This is a genomic window from Dactylosporangium cerinum (assembly GCF_042653625.1).
Classification (GTDB): Bacteria; Actinomycetota; Actinomycetes; order Mycobacteriales; family Micromonosporaceae; genus Dactylosporangium; species Dactylosporangium cerinum.
Map to the genome: position 1 here is coordinate 411193 of NZ_JBHSIU010000019.1, position 15595 is coordinate 426787.

General features: G+C 72.6%; 14 protein-coding genes and 1 pseudogene. 4 read left to right on the forward strand and 11 right to left on the reverse strand.

Going from position 1 to position 15595, the window contains the following annotated elements; translation table 11 throughout:
• Window positions 1-70 precede the first annotated feature (70 nt).
• Entirely contained in the window at window positions 71-997 is a 927-nt protein-coding gene (locus ACFPIJ_RS19710) for a LysR family transcriptional regulator (protein ID WP_380116605.1), read from the forward strand.
• 87 nt (window positions 998-1084) lie between these two features.
• Window positions 1085-1573 carry a hypothetical protein gene (locus ACFPIJ_RS19715; RefSeq protein WP_380116606.1) on the forward strand — a complete coding sequence of 163 codons (489 nt, stop codon included), beginning with the start codon at window positions 1085-1087 and terminating at the stop codon, window positions 1571-1573.
• A 392-nt stretch (window positions 1574-1965) separates the two neighbouring features.
• Here the strand turns inward: ACFPIJ_RS19715 and hisF are convergent, their stop codons facing one another.
• The 9 genes from hisF to ACFPIJ_RS19760 all read right to left on the reverse strand — a co-directional run bounded on the left by hisF (window position 1966) and on the right by ACFPIJ_RS19760 (window position 8384).
• Window positions 1966-2727: an imidazole glycerol phosphate synthase subunit HisF gene (gene hisF / locus ACFPIJ_RS19720; RefSeq protein WP_380116607.1), complete on the reverse strand. Its 762-nt coding sequence runs from the start codon at window positions 2725-2727 to the stop codon at window positions 1966-1968.
• 151 nt (window positions 2728-2878) lie between these two features.
• On the reverse strand, window positions 2879-3610 hold the full coding sequence (gene priA / locus ACFPIJ_RS19725) for a bifunctional 1-(5-phosphoribosyl)-5-((5-phosphoribosylamino)methylideneamino)imidazole-4-carboxamide isomerase/phosphoribosylanthranilate isomerase PriA (protein ID WP_380116608.1): 732 nt from the start codon (window positions 3608-3610) through the stop codon (window positions 2879-2881).
• Between the two features lie 30 nt (window positions 3611-3640).
• A complete protein-coding gene (locus ACFPIJ_RS19730; protein ID WP_380116609.1) occupies window positions 3641-3955 on the reverse strand; it encodes a hypothetical protein in 315 nt (104 codons plus the stop codon).
• A complete protein-coding gene (hisH, locus tag ACFPIJ_RS19735; protein ID WP_380116610.1) occupies window positions 3948-4571 on the reverse strand; it encodes an imidazole glycerol phosphate synthase subunit HisH in 624 nt (207 codons plus the stop codon). The genes ACFPIJ_RS19730 and hisH overlap by 8 nt, the downstream gene beginning before the upstream one ends.
• Before the next feature lie 9 nt (window positions 4572-4580).
• Entirely contained in the window at window positions 4581-4724 is a 144-nt protein-coding gene (locus ACFPIJ_RS19740; RefSeq protein WP_380116612.1) for a hypothetical protein, read from the reverse strand.
• Window positions 4721-5335 (reverse strand): imidazoleglycerol-phosphate dehydratase HisB, encoded by a 615-nt coding sequence (gene hisB, locus ACFPIJ_RS19745; protein ID WP_380116613.1) that lies wholly within the window; start codon window positions 5333-5335, stop codon window positions 4721-4723. Before hisB ends, ACFPIJ_RS19740 begins: the two co-directional genes overlap by 4 nt.
• Window positions 5332-6408 (reverse strand): histidinol-phosphate transaminase, encoded by a 1077-nt coding sequence (locus ACFPIJ_RS19750; RefSeq protein ID WP_380116614.1) that lies wholly within the window; start codon window positions 6406-6408, stop codon window positions 5332-5334. Before ACFPIJ_RS19750 ends, hisB begins: the two co-directional genes overlap by 4 nt.
• Complete coding sequence (hisD, locus tag ACFPIJ_RS19755) at window positions 6405-7697, reverse strand: histidinol dehydrogenase (RefSeq protein WP_380116615.1); 1293 nt, start codon at window positions 7695-7697, stop codon at window positions 6405-6407. The genes ACFPIJ_RS19750 and hisD overlap by 4 nt, the downstream gene beginning before the upstream one ends.
• Window positions 7698-7727: 30 nt before the next feature.
• Window positions 7728-8384: a TetR/AcrR family transcriptional regulator gene (locus tag ACFPIJ_RS19760; protein WP_380116616.1), complete on the reverse strand. Its 657-nt coding sequence runs from the start codon at window positions 8382-8384 to the stop codon at window positions 7728-7730.
• Between the two features lie 93 nt (window positions 8385-8477).
• Between ACFPIJ_RS19760 and ACFPIJ_RS19765 the strand changes: the two genes are divergently transcribed.
• Window positions 8478-9587: an epoxide hydrolase family protein gene (locus ACFPIJ_RS19765; protein ID WP_380116617.1), complete on the forward strand. Its 1110-nt coding sequence runs from the start codon at window positions 8478-8480 to the stop codon at window positions 9585-9587.
• A 46-nt stretch (window positions 9588-9633) separates the two neighbouring features.
• On the forward strand, window positions 9634-10374 hold the full coding sequence (locus ACFPIJ_RS19770) for an LON peptidase substrate-binding domain-containing protein (protein ID WP_380116618.1): 741 nt from the start codon (window positions 9634-9636) through the stop codon (window positions 10372-10374).
• A gap of 491 nt (window positions 10375-10865) precedes the next feature.
• On the opposite strand, the gene ACFPIJ_RS19775 is transcribed toward ACFPIJ_RS19770, so the two are convergent.
• Together ACFPIJ_RS19775 and dnaE are read right to left on the reverse strand one after the other, a co-directional pair.
• Window positions 10866-11945 carry a DUF2567 domain-containing protein gene (locus ACFPIJ_RS19775; RefSeq protein ID WP_380116619.1) on the reverse strand — a complete coding sequence of 360 codons (1080 nt, stop codon included), beginning with the start codon at window positions 11943-11945 and terminating at the stop codon, window positions 10866-10868.
• Window positions 11946-12064: 119 nt separating this feature from the next.
• Window positions 12065-15568 (reverse strand): annotated as a pseudogene (gene dnaE, locus ACFPIJ_RS19780) (DNA polymerase III subunit alpha); the annotation flags it as partial.
• Window positions 15569-15595: the final 27 nt, after the last annotated feature.

Below are 15595 nucleotides of genomic sequence, written 5' to 3' on the forward strand. Positions count from 1 at the left end.
GCTTCACGGTCGCCGCTGGAACCATGAAGCACCATCGAAAGGTTCTACAATATCGTTGTAGTATCGCTTCATGCTTGACCTGCCCAGGCTCCAGGCACTGCGGGCCGTCGCCGTGTTCGGCACGGTCACGGCCGCCGCCGAGGCCCTGCACTGCACCCCGTCGGCGATCTCCCAGCACATCGCGAAGCTCGAACGCGAGACCAGGAACACCCTCGTGGAGAAGGACGGCCGCCGGTTGCGGCTCACCGGGGCGGGCCGGGTCCTCGTCGAGCACGCCGGACGGATCCTCGCCACCGTCGAGGAGGCCGAGGCCGCCCTCGCTGCCCATCAGGAGACGGTGTCCGGGCACCTGAGCATCGCCTCGTTCCCGACCGCGTGCCGCGGGCTGCTGCCGCACGCCCTGCGCAGCCTCGCCGTCGACCACCCGCTCCTCGAGCCGACCCTGCAGGAGACCGACCGGCAGGCCGGCTTCGACGGCATCCTGCGCGGCACCGTCGACGTGGCCGTCATCGACGAGTGGCTGGACATGCCGGCCACGTTCCCCGCCGGGCTGGCCAGCCTCGAGCTCGGCCTCGACGTCGGCGACCTGATCCTGCCCGTCGACCACCCCCTCGCCGCCGAGTCCGGCCCGGTCCGCCTCGACGACCTGCGCGGCGAACGGTGGATCGCGTCGAAGCCCGGCACCGTCTGCCACGAGTGGCTGCAGCGGATGCTGCCCGGCGCCCGTCCCACGATCCTCGTCAACGAGTTCGAGACCCAGCTGACCTTCGTGGCCGAACGTCTCGGCGTGGCCTTCGTCCCGCGCCTGGCCCGCGGCACCCTCCCACCGGGCGTCGTGGCCCGCCCCATCACCCCCGAGGCGGCCCGCCGCGTCACCGCCGTCTGGCGCGCCGCCGCCGGCCACCGCCCGGCCATCGGCGCGACCGTCCGTGCGCTGCGTGACGCCTGGTCACACCGCGACCACTGGGCCGGCGACCTGTCCATTCATGTCGTATAACTGCAGCTCAAACGGTCTTTTCCGGTTTAAACGCTCACTCACTCATTCACTTCTGCGGGTTTCGGCGCCGCCCCTTACATTGATGTCATGGCCATCTTCGGACGCACCCGCACAGCCACCGGCGCAGGCGTCCTGGCGACGCTGCTCCTCGTCCTGATCTTCGGCAACCAGATCTTCACGGAATGGGCCGACCGCCACGCCGACACCAACACGGTGTGGGGCTGGTTCCTGAAGCTGCTCACCTGGCCACGCTGGTGGCTCGTCCCCAGGGACGACTCCGGCAACGCCGCCCGCGAGCTCCTCGCGAACGACCTCAAAGCCCTCCTCCTCGTCCTCTTCACTGCCCTGATCCTCGCGATCGCCGGCAAATCCATCGTCACCGGCGGCGGCGCCTTCATCATCGGCTGGGCGGCGCTGATCTTCGGCGCGGCACTCGCCGCCTTCGTCACCGACTTCATCCTCGCCAACCCGACCCTGCTCGGCGCGTTCGGCGCCGCCGCCGGCGCCACCGGCTACGGCCTGTTCGTCGGCTGGATCGTCGGCATCGCCGTCACCACCGGCAAGCGCGGCGACTAGCCCGGCAGCACCGCCGCCACGGCAACGGGTAGTCACATCGGACTACCCGTTGCCGAGCGCACCTGTTCAGGTTTTCCGGCCTTCTCGCCCCCGGGCGCTTGATCGCGCTTGATCGAAGGCGCCGGGTGGTCGCGTGGACGACCACGGCGCTCCTTCGACCAGGAGCGTGGCGGGAGATCGCTGCTTCGACTTGGGTACCCCGCGGTCCGGCGCGATGTGATCGACGGGCGCCCGGGGGGGCGGCCCGGCGGCTTCGATCATGGCGGTGCTGTGCCTGACGACCGTGGAGGTCGAAGGCTCCGCAACGGCAGGTCGGTGCGGAGCGGACACAGCCCGTCGCCGGGGGCCGCGGCACCCGGCGATGAACGTCCGAGGGACAGTGCCGGCCGGGGTCAGCGGACCGGGTGGCCGGCCCCGCGCAGTGAGGTCTTCACGTCGGCGATGGACAGGTCGCCGAAGTGGAAGACGCTGGCGGCGAGGACCGCGTCGGCGCCGGCGGCGACCGCCGGGGCGAAGTGCTCCAGGGCGCCCGCGCCGCCGCTGGCGATGACCGGGATCGTCACGACCGCGCGAACGGCCTGGATGAGCTCAAGGTCGAAGCCGTCCTTGGTGCCGTCGGCGTCCATCGAGTTGAGCAGGATCTCGCCGGCGCCGAGCTGCGCGACCCGGGCGGCCCACTCGACGGCGTCGAGGCCCGCACCACGGCGGCCGCCGTGGGTGGTCACCTCGAACCCGCTGGGCTGGCCGGCGGAGCGCCGCACGTCGAGGGAGAGCGTCAGGACCTGGTTGCCGAAGCGTTCGGCGATCTCGGCGATGAGCTCGGGGCGGGCGATCGCGGCGGTGTTGACGCCGACCTTGTCCGCGCCCGCGCGCAGGAGCGTGTCGACGTCGGACACGGCGCGGACGCCCCCGCCGACGGTGAGCGGGATGAAGACGGTCTCGGCGGTGCGACGGACCACGTCGAGCATGGTGGAACGCCCGTCGGACGAGGCGGTCACGTCGAGGAAGACGAGTTCGTCAGCGCCCGCGGCGTCGTACGCGGCGCCGAGCGCCACCGGGTCACCGGCGTCGCGCAGGTTGACGAAGTTGACCCCCTTGACGACCCGGCCGGCGTCGACGTCCAGACACGGGATCACCCGCACCGCGACGCTCATGCCGCCACCTCCGCCGGGCCGGCACCGCGCGCACTCGTCACAGCCCGTCCACCGCGCCGCAGAACGGTCATGCGCCCTCCGCTGCGCTCCGGCCGCCTGACCTCCGGACTGCGCTCACGACGACCGGCCCCTCCGCTGCGCTCCGGACCGGTCATGACGCCGAGTCCTTCAGCACCTCGAGGGCCTCGGTCACGTCGAAGGCGCCCGCATACAGGGCCTTGCCGACGATGACGCCCTCGACACCGGCGGGCTCGAGCGCGGCGAGCTGGCGCAGGTCGTCGAGCTTGGAGACGCCGCCGCTGGCGATGACCGGCTTCTTGGTGCGGCCGGTGACCTCCAGCAGCAGGGTCAGGTTGGGGCCGGTGAGGGTGCCGTCGCGCATGACGTCGGTGACGACATACCGGGCGCAGCCGGCCCGTTCGAGGCGGTCGAGCACCTCGAACAGGTCGCCGCCCTCCTTCGTCCAGCCCCGGGCGGCCAGCTGGTGACCACGGACGTCGAGACCGACCGCGACCTGGTCGCCGTACGTGGCGCAGACGTGGTCGCACCACTCCGGGTTCTCCAGCGCGGCGGTGCCCAGGTTGACCCGGGTGGCGCCGGTCGACAGGGCCGCCCGCAGCGAGGCCTCGTCGCGGATGCCGCCGGAGAGCTCGACCTGCACGTCCAGCCGGCGCACGACGTCGGCGAGCAGCTCGGCGTTGGAGCCGCGGCCGAAGGCGGCGTCGAGGTCGACCAGGTGGATCCACTCGGCGCCCTGCCGCTGCCAGGCGAGGGCGGCCTCGAGCGGGTCACCATACGTGGTTTCGCTGCCGGCGGCGCCCTGGACGAGACGGACCGCCTGGCCGTCGGCGACGTCGACGGCGGGCAGGAGCTGCAGGGCCATGGTTCAAGATCCTTCGGTCAGATTCGGCGGTCAGAGCCGGCGGTCGAGGACGAGCACGGTGAGCGCCGGAGTGGCGACGATGACGAGGGCGCTGAGCCCGATGCGTGCCGCGACGGAGTCGACGAGCAGCCAGATCAGCAGCAGTGCCAGCAGGACGAGCAGGACGATGACGGAGCGCTGGCCCCGGGAACGACGTGCGAAGAGCTTACCGGTCCGGCCGATCTTGACCTTCGGCACCAGCCGGCGGACCGCGCTGCGCCGGCGGCGGCGCTGCTCGGCCTTGCGCAGGCGCTCGGCCCGCTCGGCCTCCAGCACCGCCCGGCGCCGGGCGCGTTCCTTAGACAAGGCTGCCGAGCCAGTTGGCCAGCAGGGTCGCGCCCGCGTCGCCGGACTTCTCCGGGTGGAACTGGGTGGCGCGCAGCACCTCGGACTCGAACGCGGCGACGAACGGCTCGCCGTGCACCGTGGTCGCGACGCTGATGCCGGCGGCGCGCTGGGCGTCGACCGGGGTGGGCGCGTAGGAGTGCACGAAGTAGAAGCGGGTGTCGGCGGGCAGCCCGGCGCCGAGGACGGTGTCCGCGGGCCAGTCCACCGTGTTCCACCCCATGTGCGGCACCACCGGGGCGTGCAGCACGGTCACCGCGCCGGGGGCGAGGCCGAGGCCCTTGGTGACGACGCCGTGCTCCTCGCCCTCCTCGAAGAGGACCTGCATGCCGACGCAGATGCCGAGCACCGGCGCGCCGACCCGGACCCGCTCGGCGATCACCGGGCCGGCGCCGAGCTCGTCGATGCCGGCCATGCAGGCCGCATACGCACCGACGCCCGGCACGACCAGCCCGTCGGCGCGGGCGGCCCGGCCGAGGTCGGACGTGACCTCGACGTCGGCGCCGACCCTGGCGACGGCCCGCTCGGCGGAGCGCAGGTTGCCCGAGCCGTAGTCGAGGATGACCACCTTCTTCATGCCGTCCCCTTACAGCCAGAGCAGGCCGCCGGCCGCGGACAGCGCGGCGAGCAGCAGCGTGATCACGAACGGGGCCTTGGACGTGCTCTGCTGCCGCAGCGTGATGGCGCCGCCGACCAGCAGCCCGGCGAGGCCGAGCAGGACGATGCTCACAGGGCACCCTTGGTGCTGGGCACGACGCCGGCGTTGCGGGGGTCGAGCGCGCACGCCTGCCGCAGCGCCCGGGCGACCGCCTTGAACTGCGCCTCGACGATGTGGTGCGCGTCGGGCTGGGCGCCGTGCCGGCCGGCCCGCAGGATGCTGACGTGCAGCGTCACCCGGGCCGAGTGGGCGAAGGACTCCCAGATGTGGCGGGTCAGGCTGGTCGGGTAGTTGCCACCGATGTGCGGGGCGATGTTCGCCGGCTCGTCGTGCACCATGTAGGGCCGGCCGGACAGGTCGACGACGGCGGAGGCGAGCACCTCGTCGAGCGGGACCTGGGCGTTGCCATACCGGGTGACGCCAGCCTTGTCGCCGAGCGCCTCGGCGAACGCGGCGCCGAGCGCGAGCGCGGTGTCCTCGACCGTGTGGTGGGCGTCGATCTCGAGGTCGCCGACGGTCTGCACGCGCAGGTCGAACCCGCCGTGCTTGGCGATCTGGTTGAGCATGTGGTCGTAGAAGCCCACGCCGGTGGAGATCTCACCGACCCCGGTGCCGTCGAGGTCGAGCTCCACGGAGACCTTGGTCTCCTTGGTGACCCGCTCGATCTTGGCGGTGCGACTCACAGCAACTCCTCCAGTGCGTTCAGGAAAGCGTCGGTCTCCTCCGGCGTGCCGGCGGTGACCCGCAGCCAGCCGGGGACGCCCACGTCGCGGATCAGCACGTCGCGGTCGAGCAGCGCCTGCCAGACCCCCTTGCTGTCGTCGCGGGGCGCGGCGAACAGCACGAAGTTGGCGTCGCTGTCGGCGACCCGCAGCCCCCAGCCGCGCAGCGTCGCGACGATCCGGTCGCGCTGGGCCTTGACCGCGTCGACGGTCGACAGCAGCGCGCCGGTGTGCGCGAGCGCGGCCCGCGCGGCGGCCTGGGTCAGCGCCGACAGGTGATAGGGCAGGCGCACCAGCTGCACCGCGTCGACGACGGCCGGTCCGGCCGCGAGATAGCCGACCCGCCCGCCGGCGAGCGCGAACGCCTTGCTCATCGTGCGGGTGACGACGAGACGCGGGAACTCCTGGAGGAGCGAGAGCGCGAACGGCGTGCCGGGCCGGGCGAACTCCGCATACGCCTCGTCGACGATCACCATCCCGTCGGCGGCCTCCGCGACGGCCCGGACCACGTCCAGGGGCAGCGCCGTGCCGGTCGGGTTGTTGGGTGAGCAGAGGATGACCACGTCCGGCCGGTGCTCCCGGACCTTCGCGACCGCGTGCTCCGCGGTCAGCGCGAAGTCGCCGCCCCGCCGCCCGTCGACCCAGGCGGTGCCGGTGCCCGCGGCGAGCAGCGGGTGCATCGAGTAGGACGGGGTGAAGCCGAGCGCGGTGCGGCCGGGCCCGCCGAAGGTCTGCAGCAGCTGCTGCTGGATCTCGTTGGAACCGTTGGCCGCCCACACGTTGTGCCAGGTCAGCCCGTGCCGCAGGTAGGCGGCGAGGTCGGTGCGCAGCGCGACCGCGTCGCGGTCCGGGTAGCGGTTGAGGTCGCGCAGGACCGCGGAGAGCGCCTTCTCCATCTCCGCGACGGCCGCCTCGGGCAGCGGGTAGGAGTTCTCGTTGGTGTTGAGCCGCACGGCCACGTCGAGCTGCGGCGCGCCATACGGCGTCAGCCCGCGCAGCTCGTCGCGGAGCGGCAGGTCCTCAAGGCCGGTCACTGGGCGAACCTCACCTTCACGGCGGCGCCGTGCGCCGGCAGGTCCTCGGCCTCGGACAGGGCGACCACGTGGTCGGCGACCTCGGCCAGGGCGTCACGTCCATACTCGATGAGCTGCACGCCGCGCAGGAACGTCTGCGTCGACAGCCCCGAGGAGTGCCGGGCGCAGCCGCCCGTGGGCAGCACGTGGTTGGAGCCGGCGCAGTAGTCGCCGAGCGACACCGGCGACCAGGCCCCGACGAAGATCGCCCCCGCGTTCCAGACGCGCTCGGCGACGGCCCGCGCGTCGCGGGTCTGGATCTCCAGGTGCTCCGCGCCGTAGGCGTCGACGACCCGCAGGCCCTGCTCCAGGTCGTCGACGATCACGGTCGCGGACTGGGTCCCGGTGAGCGCCTCGGTGACCCGCTCCAGGTGCTTGGTCGCCGCGACCTGCCGGGCGATCTCCTGCTCGACCGCCTCGACGAGCTCCAGCGACGGCGTGACCAGCACACTCGCGGCGAGCGGGTCGTGCTCGGCCTGGCTGATCAGGTCGGCGGCGACGTGCCGCGGGTCGGCGGTGTCGTCGGCGAGGATCGCGATCTCGGTCGGCCCCGCCTCGGCGTCGATGCCGACGATCCCGCGCAGCATCCGCTTCGCGGCGGTGACCCAGATGTTGCCCGGGCCGGTGATCATGTCGACCGGCTCGCAGCCCTCCTGGTCGCCGTAGCCGAACATGGCGATCGCCTGGGCGCCGCCGACGGCATAGACCTCGTCGATGCCGAGCAGCGCGCACGCGGCCAGGATGTTGACGTTGGGCAGGCCGGTGCCCTTCTGCGGCGGGCTGGTGACCGCGATCGACGGCACCCCCGCGACCTGGGCCGGCACCACGTTCATGATCACGCTCGACGGGTAGACGGCGAGGCCGCCCGGCACGTAGAGCCCCACCCGGCGGACCGGGACCCACCGCTGGGTGACGGTGCCGCTGGTGCTCAGCAGTGTCGTCACCTCGGTGCGCCGCTGGTCGCCATGGACCTTGCGGGCCCGCTTGATGGACTCGAGCAGCGCGGCCCGCACCGCAGGGTCGAGGCCGGCCTCGGCCGCGGCGATCGCCGCGGCGGGCACGCGCAGGTCGGTCAGCTCCACCCCGTCGAGGCGACGGGTGGCGTCACGGACCGCGCTCGCCCCATGCTCGCGGATCGCCTCGACGATCGGGCGCACCTGCTCGGTGGCGACGGAGACATCCATGGCGGCGCGGGGCAGCAGACGGCGCGGATCCGTGGTGGAGCCGCGCAGGTCGATCCGGTTCAACACGCTTGGGAGTCTAGGCGGAACCGCTGACAATTATTCGGTCGTATCCCGCTGTGCGGGCTGTCGGGATTGCGCCCAGCGCCAGTTCAGCTCGGCCGCGTCCGGTGGCGGGCCGGGCAGCCCAGCAGCGTCCCCGCGCCGCATCCCGTCCAGGATCAGGGCCAGCTGGCGGCGGCGCAGCTCGACGGTGCGATCGCGGTCCGGCACGCGGATCGCGGCGCACGCCTCGAGCACCAGCGTGACGTCCGCCACCACGACGTCAGGGCGCAGCGTCCCGTCCTCGTGCGCCCGCGCGACGAGGCCACCGGCGAGGGTGCCGGCCCGCACGGCGTCGGCGCTCATCTCCGGCGTGGGGGTGAAGGTGCCCGCCAGATGCACCGTGAGGGAGTGCACGTCCGCCTCGACGACGCCGCTGAGGAACCGGACCAGGGCCACCCACCCGTCCTGCTCCTCCGCGGCCCGCTCGGCCTCGGCGATGAAGGTGCGCAGACCGTCGTGGCACAGTGTCCGCAGCAGGTCGTCCTTGCCCTTGTACCGCCGGTACAGCGCACTGATCCCGACCCCCGCCCGTTCCGCCACGGCGGCGATCGGCGCCTTCGGGTCCTCCAGGAACACGTCGCGCGCGGCGGAGAGGATCACGCCGTCGTTGCGGGCCGCCTGCACGCGCCGCCCGGACAGGTTGGTCGTCATGACACCAGTGTACCCCAAAGCTGGAACGGATCATTCCGGTCTGCTATCGTCAGAACGGAACGAAGCATTCCGTTCACAAACTCGGAGGTTGACATGATCCGCTCGTACACGGTGGACGTCCCGCAGACCGCGATCGACGACCTGCACGCCCGGCTCCGCAGGGCGCTGTGGCCCAACGAGCTGCCCGGCGTCGGCGACAGCTACGGCGTGCCCGCCGACCGGGTCCGGGCCCTCGCCGAGCACTGGCTGGAGCGCTTCGACTGGCGCGCCGTCGAGTCCCGGATCAACCGGCACCCGCAGTACGTCACCGAGATCGACGGCGAGGACATCCACTTCCTGCACGTCCGGTCGCCCCGCGAGGACGCCCTCCCGCTGATCCTCACCCACGGCTGGCCCGGCTCGATCGTCGAGTACCTCGACGTCATCGAACCCCTGTCGCAGGACTTCCACCTGGTCATCCCGTCGCTGCCCGGATTCGGGTTCTCCGGCCCGACCCGCTCCCGCGGCTGGAACCGGCACCGCACCGCCCGCGCCTGGAACGAGCTCATGCGCCGCCTCGGCTACGACCGCTTCGGCGCGGTCGGCAACGACGCCGGCTCGATGATCGCGCCCGAGCAGGGCCGCAACGCCCCCGACCGGGTGATCGGGGTGCACGTCACCCAGCTCTTCTCGTTCCCCAGCGGCGACCCGGCCGAGTTCGCCGCCCTCGACGAGACCGGCCACGCCGCCCTGGCGAAGCTCCAGTGGTTCTACGACAACCTCATGTCGTTCAACACCCTGCACAGCCAGCAGCCGCAGACCCTCGCGTTCGCGCTCGCCGACTCCCCCGTCGGCCTGCTGGCCTGGAACTCCCAGCTCTTCGGCGGCAGCCTCGACGCCGACTTCATCCTCGCCAACGTCGCCGTCTACTGGTTCACCGGCACCGCGGCCTCGGCGATGCGCTTCTACTACGAGGACGCGCACGCCGAAGAGACCGTCGAAGGCCCCACGACCGTGCCGACCGGCCTGGCCATGTTCGCCGGCGACTTCCAGTCGATCCGCCCGTTCGCCGAGCGTGACCACGCCCAGATCGTGAGCTGGCACTCGTACGACCCCGGCCGCCCCAGCCCCCAGGGCCGCGACGCCGGCGGCCACTACGCCGCGCACGAGGCCACCGACCTCCTCGTCAACGACATCCGCGAATTCTTCGCCACCCTGAAGTGACCGGCGTCGTGCGGCAAACCGGGTCCGCTCGGCTAGGCTTCGCCCCGTGGAGGAAGCGAACGAACCCGAGCGGACCCTCCTGCCGCTGTTCCCCCTCGGCACCGTGCTGTTCCCGGGCCTGGTCCTGCCCCTGCACGTGTTCGAGCCCCGCTACCGCACGCTCGTGCAGCACCTCGCCGAGCTGCCCGCCAGCCTCCCCCGCGAGTTCGGCGTGATCGCGATCCGCCGCGGCTGGGAGGTCGGCCGGGTCGACGGCGAGCAGGGCGAGACGACCGACGCGTCGATCACCGCCGGCGAGGCCCTGTCGCTGTACGAGGTCGGCTGCGCCGCCGAGATCCGCCAGCTGACCGAGCTCCCTGACGGCCGCTTCGACCTCATGACCGTCGGCCGGCGCCGTTTCCGGCTGCTCGGCCTCGCCCGCAACGACGCCCCGTACCTGACCGGCGAGGTCGAGTGGCTCCCCGAGCCGAAGGGCGAGCCGGACCGCGAGGAGGAACTGGCGGCGGGCGTCCTCGCCGCGTTCCAGCAGTACCTCAAGGCGGTCCGCAGCGACGACGACAGCGACGGCGAGCAGCTGCCCGACGACCCGACGGTGCTGTCACACCTGGTCGCGGCGACGGCGTCGCTGACCCTCGAGGACCGCCAGTCGCTGCTCGCCGAGCCGGACACGATCAGCCGCCTGAAGGCCGAACGGGCCCTGCTGCGCCGCGAGGCCGCTCTCCTCGGACAGGTGCGGGCGGTGCCGGTCGCACTGTCGGACCTCGCCGTCCCCTCCAGCCCCAACTGACCCCGCGCGGCTTCGATCTCGACCGGTCGGCGGCGCGACAAGCCGAAGGATCCCAGGGTCAGGTGCCCGGAAGTCCTCCGGGTTGTGGGGAACTGGCAACGACGCCGCGTGCCCGCCGTCCGATCCGGCACCACCGAGGTCCGGACCAGCCTCTTTGCCCGCTTGTTCCGCGCCGGGAGTGAATCTCCCCGGGTGATATCCCGGTGATCGAAGTCGCCTGCCGGCTGTCCGCACAGCCCGTGCACGGCTTCGATCACGCCTGCATCGACGTCACGCAGCGACGCTGCGGGCACTGCCACCGAGCGACGGGGGCTCAGGCACGAGACCCGCAGCCCGCAAGATCCGGTCCGGCGACACGAGGCGTTTCCTGGAGTCGCCGACGTAAGCCCGTGAAAAGGCAGGACGGCGACGCGCGGACAGCGAGACGGGCAACCCAGCAGGACGGCGACGCGCGGGGCGCTACCGTGCCCGAGCGGGTTGCCGCCCGGCGCTCAGGGCGACCGCCAATCCTCACGGGACGGGTCCGCAGCGGGCCGAGCCGACCCGTCCGCGGTGGCGGATCCGGCGGCGGTGCCGTCCGAGTGGGTGGACGGCGGCCCCGCGGGCTCACCCGCGGCGGACGTGCCCGGCGCCGGCTTGGTCAGGTCGAGCCGGGCGGGTGCCGGGTGCTCGTGCGGCTGGCCGTTCACCGGTGGTCCAACCGGCACCTGGTCGTCTCCGGCCGGACCGGGCCGGTCGCCCTCAGGCCAGGAACCGGCCCCGGGCTGACCACCGCCGGGCCACGACCCCGGCAGCGCACCCTCCGGCCAAGGACCAGGCCCGGGCTGAACGCCCTCCGGCCAGGGACCGGACCCGGGCTGAGCGCCCTCCGGCCAAGGGCCGTAGACGGGGGGCGACTGGTTCGGGTCGCCGTACGGGTAGCCCGCGTAAGCGGGGTGGTAGGCGTAGTCGTGACCGAGGGGCGGGGGGTCGAGGTCGTACGTCAAGGTGGGCGAGGTGTGGAAGCCCGCCAGGCCCGTGTAGACGACGGCGGCCAGCACCGCCTGGATGAGCAGCGAGCCCTGGACCCACGGGATGAAGCCATACAGCAGGCCCGCGTCGCCGGCCCGGACCTTCGCGGGGCGGAAGATGTGGGTGTCGACCGGGGCGTGTTCGACGAGGTCGAGGTAGTGCGCGTAGCCGATCTTGTTGCCGAGCCAGGCGGCGAGGGCCGCGCCGGCCGCGGAGCCGACGACGAGCCCGGCGAGGACGAGCGGTCCTCGGTAGCGGCGCAGGATGATCCAGGCGGCCACCGCGATCAGGATCCCGACGCCCGCCCCGATGATCATGAACCAGCCGTCGTCGGCGAAGTAGCCCTCGGGCTCGCCCTCGATCGGGTAGGGGCCGTACTGCGTCTGGACCAGCTCGACCTTCGGGGCGATCCAGGACCAGAGCAGGCCGACCGGCGCGCCGAGCGCGGCCACGACCACCGCGACGATCAGGCCGAACAGCGCCTCCAGGCCCGGTGACCGGCGCCGCGGCGGCGAGGACGGCTTCGGCTGGTCGATCGGCTCGATCGGGGCGATGCTCACCATCCCATCCTGCCAGGCGCCGCGCCGGTGCCCCGACCCGTGCCGCCCGCCGCCGACCCCGCCGCCACGGACGGCAGCGCGGACGGGGGCGGCGGAGCTGCCGGCGGGGGCACGACCTGGGGCACCGCGTCCGGGCCGAGCAGCGCGGTCAGGTCGGCGAGCAGCGCGGGCGTGACCGTGACGCACTGCGGGCCGATCGCCAGGAGGGTCCTTTTGTCCCCGTTGACCAGCTCGACCTGCACCTCGGTGTCGCCGGGGTGCCGGGCGAGGACCTCCTGGAGCCGGTGCACGAGCGGCGTCGTGCACCGCTCCGGCGACAGCGAGAGCAGCAGCGGCCCGGGTGCCGCCGCCGGACCGGCGGGGCCGGCCACGGTCAGGTCGGGCATGCCCAGGTCGCTCGCCATCACGCGGGGTGCCTCCTCGCGGCGGTCGACCCGGCCGCGGACCGCCACCACGGCGTCCTCGACGACATACTGCCCGACCTGCTCATAGGTGTTGGGGAAGAACATGACCTCGACCGCGCCGTCCAGGTCCTCCAGGGTCGCCGACGCCCACGGGCGGCCCTGGCGGGTGACCCGCCGCTGGACGCCGGACAGGATGCCGGCGAGGGTCACGGACGTGCCCTCGGGGACGGTGCTCTCGTCGGCGAGGGCGGCGATGGACCGGTCGGCGGCGCGCCGCAGTGCCGTTTCGAGGCCGCGCAGCGGATGGTCGGAGACGTAGAGGCCGAGCATCTCGCGCTCGAAGGCGAGCCGCTCCGCGGTGTCCCACTCGATGGCGGGGATCGGCGGGGACGCGACGAGGGCGGTGTGACCGAAGAGGTCGAACTGGCCGATCGCCTCGTTGCGTTTGGTGACCATGACGGCCTCGATGGCGTCGGCGTGGACGGCGAGCAGGCCGCGCCGGGTGTGGCCGAGCGAGTCGAACGCGCCCGCCTTGATGAGCGACTCGAGCGTCTTCTTGTTGCACACGACCTGGTCGACCTTGGCGAGGAAGTCGTGGAAGTCACGATACGGCCGGGCCCGCACGATCGCCGCGACCACCGCCGGCCCCACGTTGCGCACGGCGCTCAGGCCGAAGCGGATGTCGGCGCCGACCGCGGAGAAGCGGCCCTGGGAGGCGTTGACGTCGGGCGGCAGGACGCGGATGCCCATCCGCCGGCACTCGGCGAGATAGAACGCGGAGCGGTCCTTGTCGCCGCCGATCGAGGTGAGCAGCCCGCTCATGTACTCCGCGGGGTAGTTGGCCTTCAGGTAGGCGGTCCAGTAGGCGACCAGCCCGTAGGCGGCGCTGTGCGCCTTGTTGAACGCGTAGTCGGAGAAGGGCACGAGCAGGTCCCACAGGGTCCGGATCGCGCCGTCGGAGTAGCCCCGCTCGCGCATCCCGGCGCTGAACGGGGCGAACTCCCGGTCGAGGATCTCCTTCTTCTTCTTGCCCATGGCGCGGCGCAGCAGGTCGGCGGCGCCGAGGGAGTAGCCGGCGACGCGCTGCGCGATCGCCATGACCTGCTCCTGGTAGACGATCAGGCCGTAGGTGTCGCCGAGGATGTCGGCGAGGGGCTCGGCCAGCTCGGGGTGGATCGGGGTGACGGGGCGGCGGCCGTTCTTGCGGTCGGCGTATTCGTTGTGCGCGTTGGCGCCCATCGGGCCGGGCCGGTAGAGCGCGCCGACGGCGGAGATGTCGGCGAACGTGTCGGGGGCCATGGAGCGCAGCAGGGCCCGGACGGGACCGCCGTCGAACTGGAAGACGCCGATCGTGTCGCCGCGGGACAGCAGCGCATAGGTCGCCTCGTCGTCGAGTGGCACGTCCTCGACGGCGACGTCGACGCCCCGGTTCTGCCGGATCGCGTCGAGGGCGTCGTCGAGGATGGTGAGGTTGCGCAGGCCGAGCAGGTCCATCTTGAGCAGGCCGATGTCCTCGCAGGCGCCCATGTCCCACTGGGTGATGATCGCGCCGTCCTGCTCACGGCGGTGGATGGGCAGGACGTCCAGCAGCGGCTCGCGGGACAGGATGACACCGGCGGCGTGCACACCCCACTGCCGTTTGAGGCCCTCCAGGCCGCGGGCGGTGTCCACGACGGTGCGGACCTCTGGCTCGGCCTCATACAGCCGGCGCAGCTCGACGGCCTCCGGGTAGCGCGGGTGGGCCGGGTCGAAGGCGCCGCTGAGCGGCATGTCGCGGCCCAGCACCGGCGGCGGCACCACCTTGGTGATCCGCTCGCCGACGGAGAACGGCAGGCCCAGAACCCGGGCCGAGTCCTTGATCGCGGCCTTGGCCTTGATCGTGCCGAACGTGATGATCTGGGAGACGCGGTCGTCGCCGTAGCGCTCGGTGGCGTAGCGGATGACCTCGCCGCGGCGGCGCTCGTCGAAGTCCATGTCGATGTCGGGCATGCTGACCCGCTCGGGGTTGAGGAACCGCTCGAAGAGCAGGCCGTGTTCGAGGGGGTCGAGCTGGGTGATCCCGAGGGCGTAGGCGATGAGGGCACCGGCGGCGGACCCGCGGCCGGGGCCCACGCGGATCCCGGACTCGCGGGCGTGCGCGACCAGGTCGGCGACGACCAGGAAGTAGCCCGGAAAGCCCATGCTGCTGATCACCGACAGCTCATAGTCGGCCTGGCGGGCGTGGTCGGCGGGCACCCCGGCCGGGAAGCGCCGGGCCAGGCCCCGGCGCACCTCGGCCCGCAGCCACGAGTCCTCGGTCTCGCCGTCGGGCACCGGGAACCGCGGCATGAGGTCGCGGTGGGCGAACACCGACGCGTAGGAGCCGATCCGCTCGGCGATCTCCAGGGTCGCGTCGCACGCGCCGGGGACCTCGGCGTCCCACAGCCGGCGCATCTCCTCGGCGGTCTTGAGGTAGAAGTCGCGGGCGTCGAACTTGAACCGTTTCGGGTCGGCGAGGGTCGTCGCGGACTGCACGCACAGCAGCGCCTCGTGCGCGTCGGCGTCGCCGGGGTCTGTGTAGTGCAGGTCGTTGGTCGCGACCGGGGTCAGCCCGAGCCGCTTGCCGAGCCGCAGCAGGTCCTGCCGGACGCGGGTCTCGATGCCCAGGCCGTGGTCCATCAGCTCCAGATACAGGTTGCCGGGGCCGAAGATGTCGCGCAGCTCGGCGGCGGCCGCGCAGGCCCGTTCGAAGTCGCCGATGCGCAGCCACGTCTGCACCTCGCCCGACGGGCAGCCGGTGGTGGCGATGACCCCCGGGGAATACTCGGCCAGCAGCTCCCGGTCGGCGCGGGGCTTGTAGAAGTAGCCCTCGATGCTGGCGCGCGACGACAGCCGGAACAGGTTGCGCAGCCCGGAAGCGTCGGTGGCGAGCATCGTCAGGTGCGTGTAGGCACCACCGCCGGAGACGTCGTCCTCGCCGCCGCCCGCCCAGCGGACCCGGGTGCGGTCGCTCCGGCGGGTGCCGGGGGTCAGGTAGGCCTCGATGCCGAGGACGGGTTTGATCCCGGCGGCGACCGCCTGCCGGTGGAAGTCGTAGGCACCGAACATGTTGCCGTGGTCGGTCATGGCGAGCGCCGGCTGGCCGAGCCTGGCCGCCGAGGCGAACAGCGGCCCCAGCCGGGCAGCCCCGTCAAGCATCGAATACTCGGTGTGCACGTGCAGATGTACGAACGACCCCACGTCGCAGAACCTATCCCCGGGGTACGA

Bases quoted from the DNA above. Each gene is read 5' to 3' on its own strand.
- ACFPIJ_RS19710 (WP_380116605.1), top strand. From the start codon at position 71: ATGCTTGACCTGCCCAGGCTCCAGGCACTGCGGGCCGTCGCCGTGTTC.
- ACFPIJ_RS19715 (WP_380116606.1), top strand. From the start codon at position 1,085: ATGGCCATCTTCGGACGCACCCGCACAGCCACCGGCGCAGGCGTCCTG.
- hisF (WP_380116607.1), bottom strand. From the start codon at position 2,727: ATGAGCGTCGCGGTGCGGGTGATCCCGTGTCTGGACGTCGACGCCGGC.
- priA (WP_380116608.1), bottom strand. From the start codon at position 3,610: ATGGCCCTGCAGCTCCTGCCCGCCGTCGACGTCGCCGACGGCCAGGCG.
- hisH (WP_380116610.1), bottom strand. From the start codon at position 4,571: ATGAAGAAGGTGGTCATCCTCGACTACGGCTCGGGCAACCTGCGCTCC.
- ACFPIJ_RS19760 (WP_380116616.1), bottom strand. From the start codon at position 8,384: ATGACGACCAACCTGTCCGGGCGGCGCGTGCAGGCGGCCCGCAACGAC.
- ACFPIJ_RS19765 (WP_380116617.1), top strand. From the start codon at position 8,478: ATGATCCGCTCGTACACGGTGGACGTCCCGCAGACCGCGATCGACGAC.